The organism is Rhizobacter sp. AJA081-3, assembly GCF_017795745.1.
Lineage (GTDB): Bacteria > Pseudomonadota > Gammaproteobacteria > Burkholderiales > Burkholderiaceae_C > Piscinibacter.
This window is the reverse complement of the sequence record NZ_CP059067.1, coordinates 2,377,394-2,399,032: the sequence shown is the minus strand read 5'-3', so window position 1 is coordinate 2,399,032 and position 21,639 is coordinate 2,377,394. Positions and strand designations below refer to the sequence as shown.

Here is a 21,639-nt window from a genome sequence, read left to right as displayed (position 1 = left end):
GGCGGGCACGCGCCGCCGCAGCTGGCCGACAATCGCTGCATGAGCTCCCACGACCCCGCTGCACGCGCCGGCGAATTGCACCGGCTGCTGCACCACCACGCGCACCGCTACTACGTGCTCGACGCGCCGGAGATCCCGGACGCCGAGTACGACCGCCTGTTCCAGGAACTGCAGGCCCTCGAGGCCGCTCATCCTGAACTGCAGACGCCGGACTCCCCCACCCAGCGTGTGCTCGGCAAGGTGCTCGATGGCTTCGCCCCGGTGCGGCATGCGGTGCCGATGCTGTCGATCCGCACCGAAACCGACACCGAAGCCACCGGCGCGCTGGCGTTCGACGCGCGTGTGCGCCGCGAGCTCGAGCTGGCCGACACCGACCCGCCCATCGAGTACGCCGCCGAGCTGAAGTTCGACGGCCTGGCCATCAACCTGCGCTACGAGCGTGGCGTGCTGGTTCAGGCCGCCACGCGCGGCGACGGCGAAACCGGCGAGGACGTGACGCAGAACATCCGCACCATCGGCCAGATCCCCTTGCGCCTGAACGGCACCGAAGCTGCCGTCATCGAGGTGCGCGGCGAGGTCTACATGCGCCGCGACGACTTCGAGGCGCTCAACGAGGCCCAGCGCCAGAAAGGCGAGAAGACGTACGTGAACCCGCGCAACACCGCGGCCGGCGCAGTGCGCCAGCTCGACCCGGCGGTGACGATGTCGCGGCCCTTGAGCTTCTTCGCCTACGGCCTGGGTGACGTGCAGGGCTGGGAAGTGCCGGCGACGCACTCGTCGCTGCTCGACGCGCTGCAGGCCATGGGCATGCCGGTGTGCGCCGATCGCGCGGTGCTGCAGGGTGCCGAGGGCCTGGTCGAGTTCCACCGCGCGATGGGCGCGAAGCGCGACGCGCTGCCCTTCGACATCGACGGCGTGGTCTACAAGGTCAATTCGCGCGCGCTGCAGCAGCGGCTGGGTTTCGTCTCGCGCGAGCCGCGCTGGGCGGTGGCGCACAAATACCCGGCGCAGGAGCAGATGACGGTGTTGCGCGACATCGACATCCAGGTCGGCCGCACCGGCAAGCTCACGCCGGTGGCCAAGCTGGAGCCGGTGTTCGTCGGCGGCACGACGGTGAGCAACGCCACGCTGCACAACGAGGACGAGACGCGCCGCAAGGACGTTCGCATCGGCGACACGGTGATCGTGCGCCGTGCCGGCGACGTGATCCCGGAGGTGGTGGGCGTGGTGCTGGAGAAGCGGACGGCCGACGTGGGCGAGCCCTTCGACCTGTACAAGCGCCTGGACGGAAAGTGCCCGGTGTGCGGCAGCGCCATCGCGCGCGAGGAAGGCGAGGTCGACTGGCGTTGCAGCGGCGGCCTGTACTGCCCGGCGCAGCGCAAGCAGGCCATCCTGCATTTTGCGCAGCGCCGCGCGCTCGACGTCGAGGGTCTGGGCGACAAGCTGGTCGAGCAGCTCGTCGACGCCGGCATCGTGCGCACGCTGCCCGAGCTGTACACGCTCGGCCTGGCCAAGCTCAGCGCGCTGGAACGCATGGGAGAGAAGAGCGCCGCCAACCTGCTGGCCGGGCTGGAGAAGAGCAAATCGACGACGCTGGCGCGCTTCCTCTATGGCCTGGGCATCCGCCATGTCGGCGAGACGACGGCGAAGGACCTGGCGAAACACTTCGGCGGCATCGATCGCGTGATGGATGCGAGCGTGGAGCAGCTGCTGGAGGTCAACGACGTCGGCCCGGTGGTGGCGCAGAGCATCCGCACCTTCTTCGAGCAGCCGCACAACCGCGAGGTGGTCGAGCAGTTGCGCGCAGTCGGCCTGCACTGGACGGAAGGCGAGGGCACGCAGGCCGATGCCGGCCCCAAGCCGCTGGCCGGCAAGACGCTGGTGCTCACGGGCACGATGCCCACGCTGGGCCGCGACGAGGCCAAGGATCTGATCGAGGCGGCGGGCGGCAAGGTCAGCGGCTCAGTGTCGAAGAAGACGCACTTCGTGATCGCCGGTGCCGAGGCTGGCAGCAAGCTCGACAAGGCGCGCGAGCTGGGCGTGTCTGTGCTCGACGAGGAGGGCCTGCGAGCCTTGCTGGCCGGCGGCGGCAGCGACGGAGCAGCCTCATGAGCGAGACCGGCTGGCTCGATGCCCTGCGGTTGCGCGCCGCCCAGCCGCCGCTGCGCCCGCGCGAGCCGCTGCGCCTGGGCCATGCCGAGATCGGCTCGATCGAGCCGGGCATGGGCCTGCGCATGGCGGAGGCCGGCCTGCCGCTGCGCGCCGTGGCGAACGCCTGGCAGATCGGCTCGCACGACGACGAAACGCTGGCCGATCTGGCGCACTGGCTGCGCGATCAAGGGCTGGCCAGCCGCTGGCGCGACGAGCTGCTGCCGGTCACCGACGCGGCCGGCCAGCGGCACGGCGCCATCGAGCGCGCCGCGGTGCGGCCACTGGGCATCACCACGCACGCCGTGCACCTGGTCGGCCGCCATCCGGACGGCCGCTTCTGGGTGCAGCAGCGCGCCTTCGACAAGGCCACCGACCCCGGCCTGTGGGACACGCTGGTCGGCGGCCTGATGAGCGCCGACGAGGACGTGCCGAAAACGCTGGAGCGCGAGACCTGGGAAGAGGCCGGCCTGCACCTGACCGAGCTCGACCGGCTGCGGCCCCTGGGGCACTTGCAGATCCGTCGGCCGGTGGACGAGGGCTACATGGTCGAGAAGGCGACGCTCTTCCAGGCCACCCTGCCGCTGCGCGCGCTGCCGGCCAACCAGGACGGCGAAGTGGCGGGCTTCGCCTGCCTGGGAGCCGACGAGTTGCGATCGCAACTGGCGCACGGCCGCTTCACGCTGGAAGCCGCGCTGATCCTGGCGCACGCGCTGGAACAGGACGGCTCGCGCTGATCGACCTCAGGCCGGCGGCGCCGCCGGGCGAACCCAGCGCTCCAGCGTCGCGAACACCTCTTCGAAGTCGATCGGCTTGGCGATGTGGTCGTTCATGCCGCACGCCAGGGCGGCCTCGCGGTCACCGACCATCGCGTTGGCCGTCATCGCGATGACCGGCAGCGATTGCCGCTGCGGCGAGCGGCGCAGGGCCCGCGTGGCGGCGTATCCGTCCATCACCGGCATCTGGCAGTCCATCAGCACGGCATCGAAATCCTTGCGCTCCAGCCAGTCCAGCGCCTCCTGGCCGTTGCCGGCCACGCTGACCTCGATGCCGGCGGTGCCGAGCAGGGCGACCGCCACTTCCTGATTGGTCTCGTTGTCCTCGACAAGCAGGATGCGTGCGCCGCGCAGGCTGGCGTGCGGCTTGGCTGGTGCGGGTGCGGAGGGAAGCTCGTGCGCGGCGCCGCCGAACGGATCGACGAGCAGCCGGTTGACCGCTTCGACCAGCCTCGCCGGTGTGACGGGCTTGAGCAGCAGCGCACCGACCTTCATCTGTCGCTCGGCCAGCCGCGCCTGCACGCCGTCGCGCGACAGCGGCGTGACCATCAGCAAGATCGGGATGGCCGCGGCGGGCGGCGCTTGCCGGGCCAGGGTGGCGACGCAATCGAGTCCGTCCGCGCCCGGCATGTTCGCATCGACCAGCAAAAGCTTGTACGGCGCGCCGTTCGCATCGGCCAGCGCCCTGCGCTGCAAGGCGTCGTCGGTGTCGGCAACCGAATCGGGCCGCAGACCCAGGGCCGTGCAGGCCCGCATGAGCACCTCGCGTGCACCGGCGCCGTCGTCGACGATCAGCACGCGGGCGGCGCACAGGGCCTGGCTGCCGATCCCCGGCGGCGCCGCTTCGGCCACGCCGGCCTGCAACCCGAATCGCAGGCTGAAAGCGAAGCGGCTGCCACGCCCCGGCGTGCTGACAACCTGCAGCTCGCCGCCCATCAGCCGCACCAGGTGCCGGCTGATCGCCAGCCCCAGCCCGGTGCCGCCGTAGCGGCGGCTGGTGGAGGCATCTGCCTGCGAGAACGACTCGAACAGGTGCTGCTGCACCTCGGTGCTCATGCCGATGCCGGTGTCGCGCACCTCGAACTGCAGCAGGGCCGAGCTGGCGTCGCACGACAGCGCGGCGACGGCGATGGTGACCTCGCCGTGCTCGGTGAACTTGACGGCGTTGTTGCCCAGGTTGAGCAGCACCTGCCCGAGCCGCGACGGATCGCCCAGCAACGCCGTCGGCAGATTCGCGGGCAGGTCCAGCAACAGTTCCAGCCCCGCCTCCTCGGCGCGCAGGCCGAGCACGTCGACCAACTGCGCCAGCACCTCGTCGAGCGAGAACGCGATCGACTCCAGCTGCAGCTTGCCGGCCTCGATCTTCGAGAAGTCGAGGATGTCGTTGATGATCCCGAGCAGGGATTTCGCCGCGGCATGCGCCTTGCCGACGTAGTTGCGCTGCTGCGGCGCGAGCTCGCCCTTCAAGGCCAGGGCCGACATGCCCAGGATCGCGTTCATCGGCGTACGGATCTCGTGGCTCATGTTGGCCAGGAACGCGCTCTTGGCCTGGTTGGCCGCCTGGGCAGCATCGCGCGCGAGCCGCAGTTCGGCGGTGCGCTGCTGCACGGTCTGCTCGAGTTCGACCTGGTAGCGGTGTTGCGCTGCCTCGGCCTGCTTGCGCTCCGTGAGGTCCAGCACGAGGCCGACGAAGCCGAGCGGCTCGCCGGCTTCGCCCCGTTTGGCCGTCAAGGTCAGCTGCACCGGCACGCGGGTGCCGTCCTTGCGGATGAAGTTCCATTCCGACTCGTCGGGCAGGTTGCGGCGCGCGCGGGCGAAGAACACCTCCATGCCGGGCTCGACGGGCTCGCCCAGCTGATCGGTGAGCTCGCGCGCGCGGTGGGCCACTTCCTGCGGGTCATGCCAGGTGGCCGGCGTCAGCTTGCCCACCACCTCGTCGGCGCTGTAGCCGAGCAGCCGCTCGCTCGCTCGGTTGAACGTCGTCACCACGCCGTCGCGGCCGACCGAGACGATGCCGGTGCCCACGTTGTCGAGCACCGCGCGATGCACGACCGACAGCCGGCGCAGTTCGCCCTCGCGCTCCGAGATCGCTTGCAGCATCGCGTTGAAGCCCTGGCCCAGCCGGGCGATCTCGTCGGCCCCGGCCACCGGCACGCGGGGGCCGTAGTCGGCCCCCGTGCGCACCCGATCGACGGCCTCGGCGAGCGCGGCGATCGGGCTGACGATGCTGCGCTGAAGCGCGGCCCGCAGGCCGAAGGCGAGCACGGTCAGCAGCACGATCGTCCCGGCGGCGATCATGAGCAGGGCATCGCGTGTCTGGCGCTCGAGTTCGCCCAGGTGCATCACCAGGTGCAGCCGCGCGCCGTCGCGCAGGCCTTGCCACGAGTCCACCGTGTGCCGGTCCTGGGACACCAGCAGGCCGTCGGCGCGTGGTGGCAGGTCCTCGGGCGCCGTCTGGCCACGGGCGCGGTAGCGTGCCAGCTCGCTACCGTCGGCCAGCACGATCTGCGCATCGAGGATCTGTGCGTTGGCGCGCAGGGTGTCGAGGATTTCCTGCGCCCGCGTCGTGTCGCGGAAGGCCACGGCGGCCTCCGCGCCCACGGAAACCAGCTGCACATAGGGCTCGACGACGGTGCGGGCGCGCATCTCGAGCGTGAAGCGTTCGAGCAGGAGCACCGCCCCGCTGGCCGCCATGAATGCCAGCAGTGCCGCGACGAAGAGCGCCAGCGCGAGCTTGCCGCGAATGTCCTGCGAGCGCAGCGGCATCATCGCCACCTCCGCAGCGTGCCGTTCTCCAGGACTCCGCGCGAGACTTCGAGCATCGTCGAGGGGATCGTCAGCGAGGCGGCGCGGGCCTGATCGAGGTTGATGCTCATCTCGATGCGGTCGCCGGCCAGCAGCCGGACGATCCCCCCCTCGTCGAGGAACTCCGGCGCTCTGCCCACGGTCAGCACCGGCTGCTTCTGGAGCCTGGCCAGCACGGCCCGGCGATCGGTGGCCTGCGCGAGGTCGACGAAGATGATCTGGCACGGCGGCAACTGCTCCAGCCGGGTGGCCCGCAGCACCTCGAACGCGCGGCCTTGCTCGGTGCGGTTCCGGAAGGTCTCCTCCAGCGTGCCGTCGAAGTGGCCGTTGCCGAGCACGCAGATGTTCCAGGCCGAGCGCTCGCTGGCGAACGCGCGCGATGGCCAGCCGACGTAACGCGCGAAGTTGCGCAGGAATGCGGCTTCCACCCTCGCCGCGGACTCGGCGGGCCGGTCCTGCGCGCCGGCGCCGCCGTGGGGCGGCAGCATGGCGAGCATGCAGCCGAGCAGGGCCCCGCAGACTCGGCGGGTCAGCGAGCGCTGCTTCATGTCGTGATCCGCAGCGTGAGCAGCACTTCGCGCGGACGCGCACGTGTGCTCTGCGACGGCCGGTAGGTGGCGCCGCCGAGGTTCTTGCCGGTCAGCTCCAGGCTCATGGGCCGGCCGTTCGCCCGCCAGGCATAGCCTGCCAGCGCATTCACCAGCGCGTAGCTCTGGCGCGACGACGCAGGCCCGTCCGGCAGCAGCGTCTGGTCGCGCACGATGTTGAGTCCCCCGCCCAGGTAGGCGCCTTCCAGCGGGCCCGCACCGAAGTCGTGGCGTGCCCACAGGTTGGCCAGGTGCGGTGCGCTCATCTGCAGCCTGGCGCCGTGCAGCAGCTTCACGTTCTTGTAGTTGATCTGGCCCGCGGCATCCAGCGTGGCGGGGTCCTGCGCCAGCACCGCGGCGTCGTGGCCCGTGACTTCGACGATGCGCGCGTCCATGTAGCTGTAGGAGAGGTAGACCTGCCAGCGTGGCGCGGGTTTCAGGGTGAGGTCCAGTTCGACGCCGCGCGAGCGTTGCTCGCCGCTTTGCAGGTTGAAGATCTCCACCGAGCCGGCGGCGTTCGTCCGCGCCACGTCGTTGACGATTCGCCGATTGCGCAGGTCGAAGAAGCTCAGCGTGCCGCTGACGCGGCCGTCCAGCAGCACGCTTTTCAAGCCCAGGTCGAAGCCCTTGCCTTCGCTGGGTTCGGCGGAGGCCGTCGTCCCGTCGAGGCGGTTCAGGACGCTCGCGCCGGGGACGAAGGATTCGGCGTACGAGGCGAACACGGCGAGGCCCGGATCGATCTTGTAGAGCACGCCCAACTGCGGCGTGGTCTTGCGGGCGTCGATCCGGTCGACCCGCTGCGTCAGCCGGTTCTCGACCGTGTTGGCCGTGCGGGTCAGGCGCCAGCCGGCCAGCAGCAGCAGCCGATCGTCGAGCAGGCCCAGCGTGCTGCCGGCATAGACGGACCGGTCTTCGGCATCGGAGCGGCGGTCCGTCGGATTCGCGGTTAGCGCCGAGCGCGGGATGGTGACGTGGCGATTCCAGGTGGACGGGTCGCGCAGATCCCACAGCGGCAAGGGCGAGGCGATCGGGTCACTGCCCAGCGCCGGGTCGTTCGGCGCCTGGGCCGCCCAGTTCTCGAACTGCCGCCGGACCTGCTGCGCGCCCAGCAGCACGCGCAGGCTCGCGGCCCCGAACCGGTACTGGCCGACCGCATCGACCGAGAGGGTTTCGTCCCTGTTGGTGTAGACCTGCGCACGCAGACGCCGGCCCTGCAGGAAGGTCGTGTTGTCGGGCATGCCGAAGTTGCCCGAGAACAGCATGTCCGTGCTGTAGTGCTGCTTCGCATAGGCGCCGCGCAGGTGCCAGTGATCGTCGAGCGTGAAGTCGATCCATGCACTCAGGCCTTCGCTTTCGCTGCGCCGGTAGTCGACGTCGGACATGCTGTTCCAGGTGTCCGGCAGGCCCGGCACGTCGACGCCGGCCAGGTTGGGATCGGATGGCGTCGGCACGATGCCGCGCTGGCGCCCGTAGCCCGGCTTCTGCAGCAGCAGCGGGGTCTCGAGCTTGCGGAAGTTCTCGTACTTGAGCGACACGCTGACCCGCTCGCTGGCTTGCCACCACAGGGCGGGGGAAAAGTTGCGCGACTGTGCGTCGTAAGGCTCCCAGTAGTGGATGTCCTGGTCGTGCGACGCGGCGAGGCGGTAGCGCAGCGTGCTCGACACGGGCCCGGTCACGTCGGCCTCGACGCGGTACTGTCCGTACGAGCCGAACCCGGCCCGGCCGGAAGCCTCGAAACGCGGTTGCGGGCTCTTGGTGATGATGTTGACGATGCCGCCGGGTGCCACCTGCCCGTACAGGAAGGAAGATGGGCCCTTGACCACCTCCACGCGGGCGATGTTGGTGAAGTCGAAGATCGAGGGGCCGGCGAAGCCGTCGCGCAGTATCTGCGTGCCGCCCGGCACCGAACTCACCGCGAAGCCGCGGATGGCCAGGTTGGCGTTGCCTTCGCTGAAGTCGTTGCTTCGGTAGGTCACGCCCGGCGAGTAGCGAGCGATGTCATGGATGTCGCGCGGCGCCTGGTCCCGTATGAAGGCCTCCGTGAACGCCTGGATGGCGAATGGCAACTCGCTCACCGGGGCATCGAACCGCGAGGCGGACACAGCGTTCGAGGCGCGGTAGCCGCGATCGAGATGGCTCGAGACGTCGAAGGGCGAGACGGGCACGTTCACCAGCTCGGTGATGTCCATGTCGGCCACGTCCCGCGTGACTGGAACGGGCGTGCGGGCATCGCCGTCGGCAGCGGTCGCGGGCGGCAGCGCCAGCCCTGCCAGCAACGGCCAGGCGAGCATGGTCCACCGCTGCTGCGCCGTCTCGAAGCGCCAAGTCTCCATGTGTGCCCCCAACCGAGCCCATCTTGTGAGCGCAGTCTAGGAGCTTCCGGCCCGCCCGGGGCCGACATGCGTCAAGCCAGACGCAATGACAGCACGCCGGCCAGCACCAGCACGGTCCCGGCGGCACGCAGGGCGCCGAAATCCTCCTTCAGCCACAGCGTGCCCAGCGCGGCGGCGAACAGCACCGAGGTTTCGCGCAGCGCCGCCACGGTCGCCACTGGGGCCTGCGTCATGGCCCACAGTGCGATCGCATAGGAGCCGAACGAGGCGGCGGTGCCGGCCAGCCCGAGCTTCCAGCGACGGGCCATGTAGCGCCAGGCCTGCGGCCGCTGCTCGCCGCGCCGCCACATGACGAGCAGGAAGTAGGGCAGACCTTCGAAGAGGAAAAGGGTGGCCACGTAGCTCAGCGCATGGCCCGCGGCGCGCACGCCCAGGCCGTCGATCACGGTGTACAGCGCGATGATCGCGGCGTTGGCCAGCGCGTAGCGCAGCGCCTTGCCGGGGTGGCCGCCGAGGGCACTGCGCGACAGGCCCACGCCGACCACGCCCACACTGATGGCCATCAGGCCGAACCATGCGGCCAGGGGCAGCACCTCGCCGATCAGCGCCGCACTGGCGCAGGCCACCAGCAGCGGTGCCAGACCGCGCATCACCGGGTAGGTCAGCCCGAGGTCGCCATGCCGGTAGGCGCTGACCAGCGCGATGTAGTAGCCCAGGTGCACCACGATCGAGGCGGCGAGGTAGGGCCAGGCTTCGCGCGCCGGCAGGCCGACGACGGCCACCACCGGCAGCGCCACGACCATGCCCAGCCCGAGGATCAGCGCCGTGTCCAGCGACTTGTCGGTGCCGCCCTTGATGAGCGCATTCCACGAGGCGTGCAGCAGCGCGCCGAACAGCACCGCGGCCACCACCGGCCAGCTCAGCGCCATGCTCGCCTCAGGGCTTGTGTTCTTCGCCCGACAGTTCGGCGAGCTTGGAATGGCGGATGCGCGTCTGCGACAGCACGCCGGCCGAGTCGAGGATGGGGTAGGCGATCGAGCACAGGTGCGAGTTGATGCGCTTGAGGTCGCTGATGAGGTCCAGGTGGAGCGAGCTCGTCTCGATGCTCTGCGCGGTGTTGTCCTGCAGCCGCCCGATGTGGCTGGCGGCGTACTCGCGCTCGAGGTCGCGGAATCGCGCCTTCTCTTCCAGCAGCTTCTTGGCGTCGCGCACGTGGCCGTCGAGGAACACGCTCATGCCCAGGCGCAGGTTGGCCATCAGGCGCTCGTGCAGGTGGCTGATCTCGGCCAGGCCGGCCTCCGAGAAGCTGCGGTTCTTGCGGATCTTCTTGTCCTCCACGTCCTGCAGCACGCGCTCGATGACATCGCCGATCTGCTCCATGTTGATCGTGAACGACAGGATGTCGGTCCAGCGGCGGCTCTCTCGTTCGGACAGCGCCTCGCGAGAGATCTGCGTCAGGTAGAACTTGATCGCCGAGTACAGCTCGTCGACGCTGTCGTCCATCTTGCGCAGCTGCTCGGCCAGCTGGAGGTCGTTGTGTCGGATCACCGGCATGATGCCGCGCAGCATGGTCTCCACCACGTCGGCCTGGTGCAGCGCCTCGCGCGCCGCGCAGCTGATGGCCAGCGAGGGCGTGGCCAGCGCCGTCGGGTCGAGGTGGCGTGGACGCGAGGCATCGGCGCCCAGCGCCGGCTCGGGCAGCAGGCGCTCGACGAGCCGGCCCACCACGCCGGTGAAGCTGATGAACAGCGTGGCCAGCAGAAGGTTGAAGCCGAGATGGAACCAGACCACCTGCTCGTGCACCGCGGCGCCGGTGAGTTGCAGCCACACGTGGGCCTGCGGCAGCAGCGGGATGGCAATGGCTGCGCCGGCGAGCTTGAAGATCAGGTTGCCCAGCGGCAGGCGGCGCACCTGCGGCGAGGCGCCGCCGGTGGCGATCATCGCCAGCAGGCCGCTGCCCAGGTTGGCGCCGATCACCAGACCCAGCGCCACGTTGACCGGCAGGATGCTGGAGCTGGCCAGCGTCGCGGTGAGCAGCACGATCGCCAGGCTCGAGTAGGAGAGCACGGTGAGCACCGCGCCGACCACGATGTCGAGCAGCACCTCGTTGGGCAGCGAGGCGAGCAGCGTGCGCACGGCGGGCGACTGCGTCAGCGGCGTGGTCGCCTCGACGATGAGCTGCAGCGCCAGCGTGATCAGCCCCAGGCCGATCAGCACGCGGCCGACGCGGCCGATGCCGGTGTCCTGCCGCGAGGTGAACATCACCACGCCGACGAAGATCAGCAGCGGCGACAGCCACGACAGGTCGAACGAGAAGACCACCGCCATCATCGCGGAGCCGACATCGGCGCCCAGCATCACCGCCAGCGCCGCGCCGGTGGCTACCAGTCCCTTGCCGACGAAGCTGGCGACGATCAGGCAGGTGGCGGTGGCGGACTGCACCAGGCTCGTCACGCCCAGGCCGGCAAGCATCGCGCTGAGCCGGTTGCTGAAGCTCTTGGCCAGTACGCCGCGCAGGTTCTCGCCGGCCACGCGAAGCATGCCGGTGCGCACGAGGTGCGTGCTCCACACCAGCAGGGCGATGGCGGCGAGCAGGTTGAGCAGATGGATCAAACGGGTCTCCGGGCGCGGGTGCTCAAGGCTTCATCTGCAGCATCTGCGAGATCTGTGCCGACGCGGCCTGCAGCCGCGGCAGGAACTGCTCGACCATGTGACGCGCCGAGGTGCGCGCCACCTGGCCGCTGATGTTCATCGCGGCGATGGCGCGGCCGGAGCGGTCGCGGATCGGCACCGACAGAGACACCAGGCCTTCTTCGAGCTCCTGGTCGACCAGGCACCAGCCCTGCTGGCGCACGCGCGCCAGTTCCGCCTTCCAGCGCGCCGGGTCGGTCAGTGTGTGGGCCGTGTGCGCCACCAGCGGGTGGCGGGCGAGCCTGGCGTCGAGCGAAGCGGCATCGAGTTCGGCGAGCAGCGTGCGGCCCATCGAGGTACAGGCGGCCGGCAGCCGGCTGCCGATGCCCAGGTTGATGCTCATGATCTTGTGTGTGGGAATGCGCAGCACGTAGACGATGTCGGCGCCGTCGAGCACGGCGGCCGAGCAGGACTCCTTGACCTCTTCGACCAGCTTTTCCATGACCGGTTCGGCCAGGTTCCACAGCGGCAGCGAAGACAGGTAGGCGAAGCCGAGGTCGAGGATCTTCGGCGTGAGGCTGAACTGGCGGCCCTGGCTGCTGACGTAGCCCAGGCCCTCGAGCGTGAGCAGAATGCGGCGCGCGCCGGCGCGCGTGAGGCCGGTGCGCTGGGCGACTTCGGTCAGCGTCTGCTGCGGTGCGCGGGCGTCGAAAGAGCGGATCACCGCCAGCCCGCGGGCGAACGACTGGACGTAGCTGTCGCCGGGGCGCGGGCGTTCTTCGCTGGCGTTTGCGGCGGGCAAGGTCGCGATGTCGGGCATGCCCCAGTCTATCGCCCTGGCCGCGGCGGTCTCAAAGGCTGGTCAGGCCGAGCGAGCGGCTCTCGCCGAACACCGGCCGCGCCTCGAGGCCGAAAGCAGCCACGGCCCGGCTGCGGCCCTGGCGCTTGGCTTCGTACAGCGCCTGGTCGGCACGGCGCAGTGCGTCGTCGAGCGATTCGCCGTCGTGCATCTGCACGATGCCGAAGCTCAGGCTCAGCGGCGCGTGCGTGGGCGCGACCTGGCGGTCGGCCAGGCGGGCGACGATGCGCGTGGCTACCGTCATCGCATGGTCGATGCCGGTGCCGGGCAGCAGCACGGCGAACTCGTCGCCGCCCAGGCGGCCGGCCACGTCGGGCGTGCGCAGCGAGTCGCGCACGCAGCGCGCCACCTGGCGCAGCGCCTCGTCGCCGGCGGCATGGCCGAGCAGGTCGTTGATGCGCTTGAAGTGGTCGACGTCGAACATCATCAGCGTGCACGGCGGCGCAGCGCCGGCGTCGAGCACGCGTGCGGCCAGTTCGTGGAAGTGCCGGCGGTTGGGCACGCGCGTCAGCACGTCGATGTCGGCCAGGTAGCGCAGCTTGCGATGCATCGCGCGCAGGTTCGCTTCGGACCGTTCATTGGTCAGCATCAGCGCGAGGTAGACCATCACCAGCGAAGACACCACGATCACCAGGCCGCTGGCCAGCAGCATGCGGTCGCCGGCAGCGCCGTCGATGCCGTCGGACAGCGCCAGTCCCAGGCGGACGGCCTGCACCGCGGCGGACGCGAGTTCCACCGAGACCAGCAGCTTCATCGTGCTGCCCTCGCGCAGCTCGGCCATGCGCGAGAGCATCAGCGCGCCGTACAGGTGGAGCGCGCAGGCGCCCGCCGCAAAGGCGGCCACGCGGGCGGCCAGCGAGCCGTGGGCCGCCCAGGTGGCCAGCCACACCAGATAGACCAGCGCTAGCAGCAGCCAGTCGAGCGACTGCGGCACGCGCGAGGCGTGGCGAAGGCAGAAGCGGCGCATGCCCGCCAGCACGACGATCGGCCACTGCAGCAGCAGCAGGTTGCCCAGCGGCAGCAGTTCCGGCGAGCTGTCGCGGAACAGGTGCAGCAGGCAGCCCAGCGCCAGCAGCCACTGCGCGGCCACCCACCAGCCATAGCCGCGGTAGGTGCGCTGCGTGAGACCGTGCAGCGTCATCACCGCGGCCGAGGTGGCCAGCGCGGCGATGCAGACGGTCATCAGGGTGGGCAGGTGCAGGCTCATGGTGCGTCGCGGGGATGCGGAATTCTGGACTTGACCTCGCTGTTGCGCGTTACCTCTTTGGGGGGATGCAACTAGGGGGTAGGCGAGAATGGGCGCCATTGCGCTGCGCAGTGCAGTGCGTTGTGCACATTCATTCAAGAAGGAGTCGGGCACATGGCCATGGATGTGGTGGACTACGAGATCAAGGGTTCGGAGATGCAGTTCGTCGAGGTCGAGCTCGACCCCGGCGAAGCGGCCGTCGGCGAGGCGGGCAGCCTGATGTTCATGGATGCCGGCATCGGCATGGACACGGTGTTCGGCGACGGCGGCGCGCAGCAGGGCGGCTTCTTCGGAAAGCTGCTCGGCGCGGGCAAGCGCCTGGTGACCGGCGAGTCGCTGTTCACGACCGTCTACAGCAATCAGGTGAACGCCAAGCAGCGCGTGGCCTTCGCTGCACCCTACCCGGGCAAGATCCTGCCGATGGATCTGCGCCAGCTCGGCGGCACGCTGATCTGCCAGAAGGACGCCTTCCTGTGCGCGGCCCGCGGCGTGTCGCTGGGCATCCACTTCCAGCAGAAGCTGTCGGTCGGCTTCTTCGGTGGCGAGGGCTTCATCATGCAGAAGCTCGAGGGCGATGGTCTGGCCTTCGTGCACGCCGGTGGCACCGTCGTGCGGCGCGAACTGCAGCCGGGCCAGACCCTGCTGGTCGACACCGGTTGCCTGGTGGCGATGACGCCGAACGTGAGCTTCGAGATCCAGTACGTGGGCAAGATCAAGACGGCGCTGTTCGGCGGCGAGGGCCTGTTCTTTGCCAAGGTCAGCGGCCCCGGCACGGTGTGGCTGCAGAGCCTGCCGTTCTCGCGCCTGGCCTCGCGGGTGTTCGCGGCAGCGCCGCAGCGCGGCGGCAGCCGCGAAGAGGGCTCGGTGCTCGGCGGCCTGGCCGCGGGCGGGCTGCTCGGAGGGGTGCTCGGCGGAGACGATGAGTAACGCCTGTTTCTCGTCGGTGTTGCGCGGCCTGCTGGCCGCGCTGTGGCTGGTGCCCGTGCTGGCATGGGGATCGCCGGCGGCCGATGCCGTGCAACTCGAGGCCTTGACCTCCACCGAGCTGCGCGAGCGCATCGCGGCGGGCGCCACCACCATCCTCGTGCCGCTGGGCGGCACCGAGCAGAACGGGCCGCACATGGTGCTGGGCAAGCACAACGTGCGCGCCCGGGTGTTCGCCGAGCTGATCGCACGCGAACTGGGCAATGCGCTGGTCGCACCGGTGATGGCCTATGTGCCCGAAGGCAGCGTGGAGCCGCCGGTGGCGCACATGCGTTACGCCGGAACCATCTCGATCCCCGAGCCGGCTTTCGAGGCGGTGCTGGAAGGCGCGGCGCGCAGCTTTCGACGCCACGGCTTTCGCGAGGTGGTGTTCCTCGGTGACCACGGCGGCTACCAGAAGAGCGAGGAGCGCGTGGCCGCGAGGTTGAACCGCGAATGGGCCGGCGGCGGCACACCGTGCCGCGTGCACGCGCTCGGCGAGTACTACCGCGCGTCGCGGCAGGGCCATGCCGAATTGCTTGCCGCGCGGGGCTTCAAGGCCGACGAGATCGGCACCCACGCGGGACTGGCCGACACCGCGCTGGCGTTGGCCGCCGACGAAGCGCTGGTGCGGCCGCAGTGGCTGGGCCGCGCCTCGACGCCCGCCGAGCGGCCTGGCGTCTCGGGCGACCCGCGGCGCGCCACGGTGGCGCTGGGCCGAATCGGCGTCGAGCGCATCGTCGAAGCATCCGTGTCGGCCATCCGTGAGCGCACCCGGTCTCGTTGACAATCACGGGTGACGTCCTTCATCACTTCGATTCTTCCCATGGCAAACAAGAAATTGCATCTTCGCCGTCTTCAGGCGCTGGCCCTGGCGGTCACGGGGCTCGCGAGCGCGGGCGCCTGGCTCGGCGTGCAGGCGCAGGGCGCAGCGTCGGCGGCCAGCGCGCCCGCCGCGGTGCCCGCGGTGAACACGGTGCCAGGCATGCCGCCGGTGCCCAACCCGAAGAACGTCTACAGTGAGACGGGTGCCGAGAGGATCAGCCCGGCGCTCAAGGATGACCTGGAGCGCATCTACGTGCCCAACCTGCGCTCGGGCGACGTCTATGTCGTCGATCCGACCGCGATGAAGGTGATCGACCGGTTCAAGGTCGGCATCGGGCCGCAGCACATCGTGCCCTCGTGGGATCTGCGCACGCTGTGGGTGACCAACAACGCCGAAGGCCGCACCGACGGCAGCCTCACGCCCATCGACCCGAAGACCGGCAAGCCGGGCAAGGCGGTGATGGTGGACGACCCCTACAACATGTACGCCACGCCCGACGGCAAGTCGGCGATCGTGGTCGCCGAAGCGCGCAAGCGCCTGGACTTCCGCGACCCCAAGACGATGGCGATGCAGTACTCGATCGACGTGCCCGGTTGCCCCGGCATCAACCACGCGGACTTCTCGATCGACGGCCGTTTCGCGATCTTCACCTGCGAGTTCTCCGGCACCATCGCGAAGATCGACCTCGCCGAGCGCAAGGTGCTGGGCTACCTGAAGCTGCAGATGCCCAGCACGCGTTTCAAGGAAAGGCCCGGCGCGCCGCGCACCCAGCCCGGCCAGGTGTGGGAGCCCGGCGAAACCGAGGTCTGCACCGTCGAGAAAGGCATGCCTCAGGACATCCGCATCTCGCCCGACGGCAAGCGCTTCTACATCGCCGACATGCATGCCGACGGTGTGCATGTCGTCGACGGCGAGTCCTTCAAACAGGTCGGCTTCATCCAGACCGGCCTCGGCGCGCACGGCCTGTACCCGAGCCGCGACGGCAAGAGCCTGTACGTGGCCAACCGCGGCTCGCACAAGATCCACGGCGCACGGCTGGGCAACGGCGGCGTGTCGGTGATCGACTTCGCCACCGAGAAGGTCGTCGTGCGCTGGGCCGTGCCCGGCGGCGGCAGCCCCGACATGGGCAATGTCAGCGCCGACGGCAAGTACCTGTGGCTCGCCGCGCGCTACGACGACGTGATCTACCGCTTCGACACCGCCAGCGGCGACGTCAAGCAGGTCAAGGTCGGTGCCGAGCCGCACGGGCTGACCGTCTGGCCGCAACCGGGCCGCTACTCGCTCGGCCACACCGGCAACCTGCGTTGAGGGCGCGGGCGGCGGCTGCATGAAGCTCCTGCTCGACTCCTTCTGGCGCGCGGCGGCCTACTGCCTGCACCCGCGCGTCATCGCCCTGTCGGTGCTGCCGTTGGTGCTGATGGTGGTGGCCGCGCTCGGCCTGGGCTACCTGTTCTGGGACGCGGCCATCGATGCCGTCAACGGCACGCTGGCGGACTGGTCGCTCGTCACCATGCTGTTCGAGTGGCTCGATCGCTTCGGCATGAGCGGCCTGAAGTCCGCGCTGGCGCCGCTGATCGTGGTGTTCCTGGCCACGCCGGTGATCGTCATCGTCGCGCTGCTGTGCGTGGCCCTCCTGATGACGCCGTCGATGCTGCACCTGGTGGCCGAGCGCCGCTTCGCCTCGCTCGAACGCAAGCGCGGCGGCTCGATGTGGATGGGCGCCCTCGTCTCGCTGCTGGCCACGCTGGTGGCGCTGCTGGCGCTGGTGATCTCGGTGCCGCTGTGGCTGGTGCCGCCGCTGGTGCTCGTCATCCCGCCGCTGATCTGGGGCTGGCTCACCTACCGCGTGCTGGTCTACGACGTGCTGTCCGAACACGCCAGTCGCGACGAGCGGCTGGAGATCGTGCGGCGCCATCGCCCCACGCTGCTCGCGATGGGCGTGCTGACCGGCTACCTTGGCGCCGCGCCGGGGCTGGTGTGGGCCTCTGGCGTGATGTTCGTGGCGCTCGCGCCGGTGCTCGTGCCGGTGGCGATCTGGATCTACACGCTGGTGTTCGCGTTCGCGGCACTGTGGTTCGCGCACTTCACGCTCTCGGCGCTGGAAGCGCTGCGCACCGAAGCCGCCGCCGCACCGCCGCCCGCGCCGCCGCCGGCGCCGTTGCCCACCCACCCCGACCTGGAACTGCTGCCTCCGCCATGAACTTCGGCCTCATCATCATTGGCGACGAGATCCTCTCGGGCAAGCGCGAGGACAAGCACCTGCCCAAGGTCATCGACCTGCTCGCCGCGCGCGGGCTCTCGCTCTCGTGGGCCCGCTACGTCGGCGACGAGCCCGAGCGCATCACTGCCGACCTGCGCGACGCTTTCGCGGCGGCGCAGCGCGGCGACGTGGTGTTCTCCTGCGGCGGCATCGGCGCCACGCCGGACGATCACACCCGGCAATGCGCCGGCCGTGCGCTCGGGGTTCCGCTGGCGTTGCACCCGCAGGCGCGCGAACTGATCCTGGAGCGCATGCGCGATGTCGCAGCCGAGCAGGGCCTGCCCTATGAGCCCGACCGCGACGACAACGTGCACCGCCTGAACATGGGTGTGTTTCCCGAGGGCGCGCGCATCATCCCGAATCCCTACAACAAGATCGCCGGCTTCAGCCTGCATGCGCCGTCGGGCGAGGGCGGCGTGTTCTTCGTGCCGGGCTTTCCGGTGATGGCCTGGCCGATGATCGAATGGGTGCTCGACCATCACTGCGCGCATCTGCGCCGCCAGGTCGGCATGCGCGAGAAGTCGGTGATCGTGTTCGGTGCCATGGAGGCCACGCTGACGCCGCTGATGGAAGACATCGAGACGCGCTTCCCCGGCATCAAGGTGTTCAGCCTGCCCAGCGTCGACCACCCGCAGTGGGGCAAGCACATCGAGCTGGGCGTGAAGGGCGAGCCGAACTCGATGGAGGCGGCCTTCGCCGAAATGCTCCGCGGCCTGGCCGGCCATGGCGCCAAGTTGGGCCCCGAGTTGGTGCGTTGAATCACCAAATGAGCGCACCAATAGTGTGCACTCTGGTGCACCAGGACGAAGCGATGGCCTCAGGCCATCCGCGGGAGCTGCCTCAGGTACACAGGCCGAAGTCTGCCGGTCGCAGGCATGGTTTCTGCTACATTCCTGTGCGCTTTTTGGGCCCCCCGGGGCCCTACCCGCAGGGCTGAGGCCCTGACTACCGACCAATCCCACAAGCAGCCTGCCAGGAGATCTTTGATGGCCAAGACCGTCGCCGACGTGATGAAGATGGTGAAGGAGAACGAGGTCAAGTTCGTCGACTTCCGCTTCACCGACACCCGCGGCAAGGAACAGCACGTGTCCGTGCCTGTCTCCGCTTTCGATGAAGACAAGTTCACTTCGGGTCACGCCTTCGACGGTTCCTCGATCGCCGGCTGGAAGGGCATCGAGGCCTCGGACATGACGCTCATGCCCGACCCGAACACCGCCAACATCGACCCGTTCTTCGAAGAGCCGACGCTGCTGCTGACCTGCGACGTCATCGACCCGACCGACGGCAAGCCCTACGAGCGCGATCCGCGTTCGCTGGCCCGCCGCGCCGAGGCCTACATGAAGGCCAGCGGCCTGGGCGACGCCGCCTACTTCGGCCCCGAGCCCGAGTTCTTCATCTTCGACAGCGTGCGCTGGCAGGTCGACATGTCCGGCTGCTTCGTCAAGATCGAGGCCGAGGAAGCCGCCTGGAACACCGGCAAGGACTACGAGCACGGCAACAACGGCTACCGTCCGTCGGTCAAGGGCGGCTACTTCCCCGTGCCCCCGATCGACGCCGGCCAGGACCTGCGCTCGGAGATGTGCCTGATCCTCGAATCGCTGGGCATCCCGGTCGAAGTGCACCACCACGAGGTGGCCAACGCAGGCCAGATGGAGATCGGCACCAAGTTCAGCACGCTGGTGCAACGCGCCGACTGGCTGCAGCTGCAGAAATACGTGATCGCGAACGTCGCTGCCGCCTACGGCAAGACCGCGACCTTCATGCCCAAGCCCATCGTCGGCGACAACGGCTCGGGCATGCACGTGCACCAGTCGGTCTGGAAGGACGGCAAGAACCTGTTCGCCGGTGACGGCTATGCCGGCCTGTCCGAGTTCGCGCTGTACTACATCGGCGGCATCATCAAGCACGCCCGTGCGCTGAACGCGATCACCAACCCGGGCACCAACAGCTACAAGCGCCTGGTGCCGGGATTCGAGGCGCCGGTCAAGCTGGCCTATTCGGCGAAGAACCGCTCGGCCTCGATCCGCATCCCGTATGTGCCGAACCCGAAGGGCCGCCGCATCGAGGCGCGCTTCCCGGATCCTTCCGCCAACCCGTACCTGGCCTTCAGCGCACTGCTGATGGCCGGCCTGGACGGCGTGGAGAACAAGATCCACCCGGGCGAAGCCGCGACGAAGGACCTGTATCACCTGCCGCCCGAAGAAGACGCGAAGATCCCGACCGTCTGCCACAGCCTGGACCAGGCGCTCGACTATCTCGACAAGGACCGTGCCTTCCTGACCAAGGGTGGCGTGTTCACCGACTCGTACATCGACGCCTACATCGAACTGAAGATGCAGGAAGTGACTCGCTTCCGCATGACCACTCACCCGGTCGAGTTCGACATGTACTACGCCCTGTGATCTTTTCCCGCTCGAACGAAGGGACGGCCATGGCCGTCCCTTTTTTCTGCAGGTTCATCCATGCATTCGTGCACCGGTGCTGGGCGACAATCGGGTTGAGCCTGTCGGCTGCACGCCCTGCTGCGGCGTTGGACAGGCAAGGAGTCCGACGCATGCACCGTATCCGATCGAGCCTGGTGGTCCTGACGACTGCGGCCGCGCTGTGGCCGCTGCAGGCCGCGGCGCAGGCCAATACGGTGGTCTATCGCTGCCCGGGGCCGCCGGTGCTCTACACCGACACGATCAGTGCGGCCGAGGCCAAGGAGAAGGGCTGCCGCACCATCGAGGGCGCGCCGGTCACCGTGATCCAGGGCCAGCGGCCGCGCACCGGCTCGCCGGTGCCGGCCAGCAGCGGCCCGCGGCCGGCCGACTCGAAGGTCGAACCCGCGCAGCAGCGCGCCCGCGACGGCGACGCCCGGCGCATCCTCGAGGGCGAGCTCAGGAAGGAAGAAGAGCAGCTCGAGCAGATGCTCAAGGACTACAACAAGGGCGAGCCCGAACGCCGCGGCGACGAACGCAACTACCAGAAGTACCTGGACCGCGTCGCCGAGATGAAGGCTGCCATCGCGCGCAAGGAAAGCGACATCGCCGCGATCAAGCGCGAGATCTCCAAGTTGCCGGCGTCGTGAAGGCTCCCGCGCAGCCGTCCGCCAGCGAGGGGGCACGCGCCGACGCTGCGGTGGCCTATGCGGCCTTCGATCACCTGGCCACGATGGTGGCGGTGGTCTCGCCCGACGGGCGCTGCGTTTTCGCCAACGCCTCCTTCGAGAACGTGCTCGGCCTGTCGCGGCGCAGCGTGCAGCGCGGCTCGGTGTTCGACTGGTTCGTCGAGGCGCACACGCTGCGCGACACCGTGGCCGCCGTGGCGCGCAACGAATTCGCCACCAGCCGCATGGAGGCGCTGCTGCGCCGCCCCGGCCCGACCGGCGGCGACGCCTTGCCGGTGCATGCCATCGTCAACCAGATGGACGGCACGCCGCACGTGCTGCTCGAATTGGTGGAGATCGAGCAGCAGACCCGCCAGGATCGCGAGGAACGCGCGCTCGGCCAGGCCAAGGCGAACAAGGAACTGATCCGCAACCTCGCCCACGAGATCAAGAACCCCCTGGGCGGCATCCGCGGCGCGGCGCAGTTGCTCGAGATGGAGGTCGAGAGCCGGGCGCTGACCGAGTACACCCAGGTCATCATCAACGAGGCCGACCGCCTGCAGGCGCTGGTCGACCGGCTGCTGGCGCCGCACCGCAAGCCCCACGTGGTGAGCGACGTGAACATCCACGAGGTCTGCGAGCGGGTGCGCTCGCTGATCCTGGCGGAGTTTCCGCGCGGGCTGCAGGTCGAGCGCGACTACGACGTCTCCATCCCCGACTTTCGCGGCGACCGCGAGCAATTGATCCAGGCGGTGCTCAACATCGCCCACAACGCCGCCCAGGCACTCGCCGAGCGCATCGTCTCGGGCGACGCCTGCATCACGCTGCGCACGCGCATCGCCCGTCAGGTGACGCTCGGCAAGCAGCGCTATCGTCTGGCACTGGAATTGCATATCGAGGACAACGGCCCGGGCGTGCCCGAGTCCATCCGAGAGCACATCTTCTACCCGCTGGTGTCGGGCAGGGACGGAGGCTCCGGGCTCGGACTCACGCTCGCGCAGACCTTCGTGCAGCAACATCAGGGCACGATCGAATGCGAAAGCGAACCGGGCAGGACGCAGTTCAAGATCGTGATCCCGCTGCCCTGAGCTTCCATCTTCCGTGGGGGCAGGGTGGG

17 protein-coding genes are annotated in these 21,639 nt (G+C 69.3%); 10 read left to right on the top strand and 7 right to left on the bottom strand.

Annotated features, from left to right (window positions below; genetic code table 11):
* Positions 1–39 precede the first annotated feature (39 nt).
* Both ligA and HZ992_RS11430 read left to right on the top strand, forming a co-directional pair.
* Positions 40–2,112 (top strand): NAD-dependent DNA ligase LigA, encoded by a 2,073-nt coding sequence (ligA, locus tag HZ992_RS11435; protein ID WP_209386753.1) that lies wholly within the window; start codon positions 40–42, stop codon positions 2,110–2,112.
* Positions 2,109–2,885: an NUDIX hydrolase gene (locus tag HZ992_RS11430; RefSeq protein ID WP_209386752.1), complete on the top strand. Its 777-nt coding sequence runs from the start codon at positions 2,109–2,111 to the stop codon at positions 2,883–2,885. Before ligA ends, HZ992_RS11430 begins: the two co-directional genes overlap by 4 nt.
* Before the next feature lie 6 nt (positions 2,886–2,891).
* Here the strand turns inward: HZ992_RS11430 and HZ992_RS11425 are convergent, their stop codons facing one another.
* From HZ992_RS11425 to HZ992_RS11395, 7 genes are all read right to left on the bottom strand, one after another.
* The gene (locus HZ992_RS11425; protein WP_209386751.1) at positions 2,892–5,693 is read right to left on the bottom strand and encodes a response regulator; all 2,802 of its coding nucleotides are present in this window, start codon (positions 5,691–5,693) and stop codon (positions 2,892–2,894) included.
* Entirely contained in the window at positions 5,690–6,277 is a 588-nt protein-coding gene (locus HZ992_RS11420) for a YfiR family protein (RefSeq protein WP_209386750.1), read from the bottom strand. The genes HZ992_RS11425 and HZ992_RS11420 overlap by 4 nt, the downstream gene beginning before the upstream one ends.
* On the bottom strand, positions 6,274–8,649 hold the full coding sequence (locus HZ992_RS11415) for a TonB-dependent siderophore receptor (RefSeq protein ID WP_209386749.1): 2,376 nt from the start codon (positions 8,647–8,649) through the stop codon (positions 6,274–6,276). The genes HZ992_RS11420 and HZ992_RS11415 overlap by 4 nt, the downstream gene beginning before the upstream one ends.
* Before the next feature lie 71 nt (positions 8,650–8,720).
* Positions 8,721–9,578 carry a DMT family transporter gene (locus HZ992_RS11410; RefSeq protein ID WP_209386748.1) on the bottom strand — a complete coding sequence of 286 codons (858 nt, stop codon included), beginning with the start codon at positions 9,576–9,578 and terminating at the stop codon, positions 8,721–8,723.
* A gap of 7 nt (positions 9,579–9,585) precedes the next feature.
* Positions 9,586–11,262: a Na/Pi cotransporter family protein gene (locus HZ992_RS11405; protein ID WP_209386747.1), complete on the bottom strand. Its 1,677-nt coding sequence runs from the start codon at positions 11,260–11,262 to the stop codon at positions 9,586–9,588.
* Positions 11,263–11,284: 22 nt separating this feature from the next.
* Positions 11,285–12,100 carry an IclR family transcriptional regulator gene (locus tag HZ992_RS11400; protein WP_209386746.1) on the bottom strand — a complete coding sequence of 272 codons (816 nt, stop codon included), beginning with the start codon at positions 12,098–12,100 and terminating at the stop codon, positions 11,285–11,287.
* Between the two features lie 31 nt (positions 12,101–12,131).
* Positions 12,132–13,346, bottom strand: a complete 1,215-nt coding sequence (locus HZ992_RS11395) for a GGDEF domain-containing protein (protein ID WP_209386745.1) — start codon at positions 13,344–13,346, stop codon at positions 12,132–12,134.
* Between the two features lie 153 nt (positions 13,347–13,499).
* Between HZ992_RS11395 and HZ992_RS11390 the strand changes: the two genes are divergently transcribed.
* The 8 genes from HZ992_RS11390 (at position 13,500) to glnL (ending at position 21,610) form a co-directional block, all read left to right on the top strand.
* On the top strand, positions 13,500–14,312 hold the full coding sequence (locus HZ992_RS11390) for a TIGR00266 family protein (RefSeq protein ID WP_209386744.1): 813 nt from the start codon (positions 13,500–13,502) through the stop codon (positions 14,310–14,312).
* Complete coding sequence (locus HZ992_RS11385) at positions 14,305–15,135, top strand: creatininase family protein (protein WP_209386743.1); 831 nt, start codon at positions 14,305–14,307, stop codon at positions 15,133–15,135. Before HZ992_RS11390 ends, HZ992_RS11385 begins: the two co-directional genes overlap by 8 nt.
* A 39-nt stretch (positions 15,136–15,174) precedes the next feature.
* Positions 15,175–16,482 (top strand): YncE family protein, encoded by a 1,308-nt coding sequence (locus HZ992_RS11380; RefSeq protein ID WP_209386742.1) that lies wholly within the window; start codon positions 15,175–15,177, stop codon positions 16,480–16,482.
* 19 nt (positions 16,483–16,501) lie between these two features.
* Entirely contained in the window at positions 16,502–17,374 is an 873-nt protein-coding gene (locus HZ992_RS11375; protein ID WP_209386741.1) for an EI24 domain-containing protein, read from the top strand.
* Positions 17,371–18,192, top strand: coding sequence for a competence/damage-inducible protein A (locus HZ992_RS11370; RefSeq protein ID WP_209386740.1), 822 nt, complete (start codon positions 17,371–17,373; stop codon positions 18,190–18,192). Before HZ992_RS11375 ends, HZ992_RS11370 begins: the two co-directional genes overlap by 4 nt.
* Before the next feature lie 228 nt (positions 18,193–18,420).
* The gene (gene glnA, locus HZ992_RS11365) at positions 18,421–19,836 is read left to right on the top strand and encodes a type I glutamate--ammonia ligase (protein ID WP_209386739.1); all 1,416 of its coding nucleotides are present in this window, start codon (positions 18,421–18,423) and stop codon (positions 19,834–19,836) included.
* Positions 19,837–19,988: 152 nt separating this feature from the next.
* Positions 19,989–20,504: a hypothetical protein gene (locus HZ992_RS11360; protein WP_245213437.1), complete on the top strand. Its 516-nt coding sequence runs from the start codon at positions 19,989–19,991 to the stop codon at positions 20,502–20,504.
* On the top strand, positions 20,501–21,610 hold the full coding sequence (gene glnL, locus HZ992_RS11355) for a nitrogen regulation protein NR(II) (protein ID WP_209386738.1): 1,110 nt from the start codon (positions 20,501–20,503) through the stop codon (positions 21,608–21,610). The genes HZ992_RS11360 and glnL overlap by 4 nt, the downstream gene beginning before the upstream one ends.
* The last annotated feature ends 29 nt before the right edge of the window (positions 21,611–21,639 follow it).

What these genes read in the sequence shown, in the direction of transcription:
- HZ992_RS11375 (WP_209386741.1), top strand. Translation starts at nt 16,502, where the DNA reads ATGAAGCTCCTGCTCGACTCCTTCTGGCGCGCGGCGGCCTACTGCCTG.
- HZ992_RS11400 (WP_209386746.1), bottom strand. Translation starts at nt 12,100, where the DNA reads ATGCCCGACATCGCGACCTTGCCCGCCGCAAACGCCAGCGAAGAACGC.
- HZ992_RS11390 (WP_209386744.1), top strand. Translation starts at nt 13,500, where the DNA reads ATGGCCATGGATGTGGTGGACTACGAGATCAAGGGTTCGGAGATGCAG.
- HZ992_RS11425 (WP_209386751.1), bottom strand. Translation starts at nt 5,693, where the DNA reads ATGATGCCGCTGCGCTCGCAGGACATTCGCGGCAAGCTCGCGCTGGCG.
- HZ992_RS11415 (WP_209386749.1), bottom strand. Translation starts at nt 8,649, where the DNA reads ATGGAGACTTGGCGCTTCGAGACGGCGCAGCAGCGGTGGACCATGCTC.
- HZ992_RS11370 (WP_209386740.1), top strand. Translation starts at nt 17,371, where the DNA reads ATGAACTTCGGCCTCATCATCATTGGCGACGAGATCCTCTCGGGCAAG.
- HZ992_RS11430 (WP_209386752.1), top strand. Translation starts at nt 2,109, where the DNA reads ATGAGCGAGACCGGCTGGCTCGATGCCCTGCGGTTGCGCGCCGCCCAG.
- HZ992_RS11380 (WP_209386742.1), top strand. Translation starts at nt 15,175, where the DNA reads ATGGCAAACAAGAAATTGCATCTTCGCCGTCTTCAGGCGCTGGCCCTG.
- HZ992_RS11385 (WP_209386743.1), top strand. Translation starts at nt 14,305, where the DNA reads ATGAGTAACGCCTGTTTCTCGTCGGTGTTGCGCGGCCTGCTGGCCGCG.
- HZ992_RS11395 (WP_209386745.1), bottom strand. Translation starts at nt 13,346, where the DNA reads ATGAGCCTGCACCTGCCCACCCTGATGACCGTCTGCATCGCCGCGCTG.
- HZ992_RS11360 (WP_245213437.1), top strand. Translation starts at nt 19,989, where the DNA reads ATGCACCGTATCCGATCGAGCCTGGTGGTCCTGACGACTGCGGCCGCG.
- glnA (WP_209386739.1), top strand. Translation starts at nt 18,421, where the DNA reads ATGGCCAAGACCGTCGCCGACGTGATGAAGATGGTGAAGGAGAACGAG.
- HZ992_RS11410 (WP_209386748.1), bottom strand. Translation starts at nt 9,578, where the DNA reads ATGGCGCTGAGCTGGCCGGTGGTGGCCGCGGTGCTGTTCGGCGCGCTG.
- ligA (WP_209386753.1), top strand. Translation starts at nt 40, where the DNA reads ATGAGCTCCCACGACCCCGCTGCACGCGCCGGCGAATTGCACCGGCTG.
- HZ992_RS11420 (WP_209386750.1), bottom strand. Translation starts at nt 6,277, where the DNA reads ATGAAGCAGCGCTCGCTGACCCGCCGAGTCTGCGGGGCCCTGCTCGGC.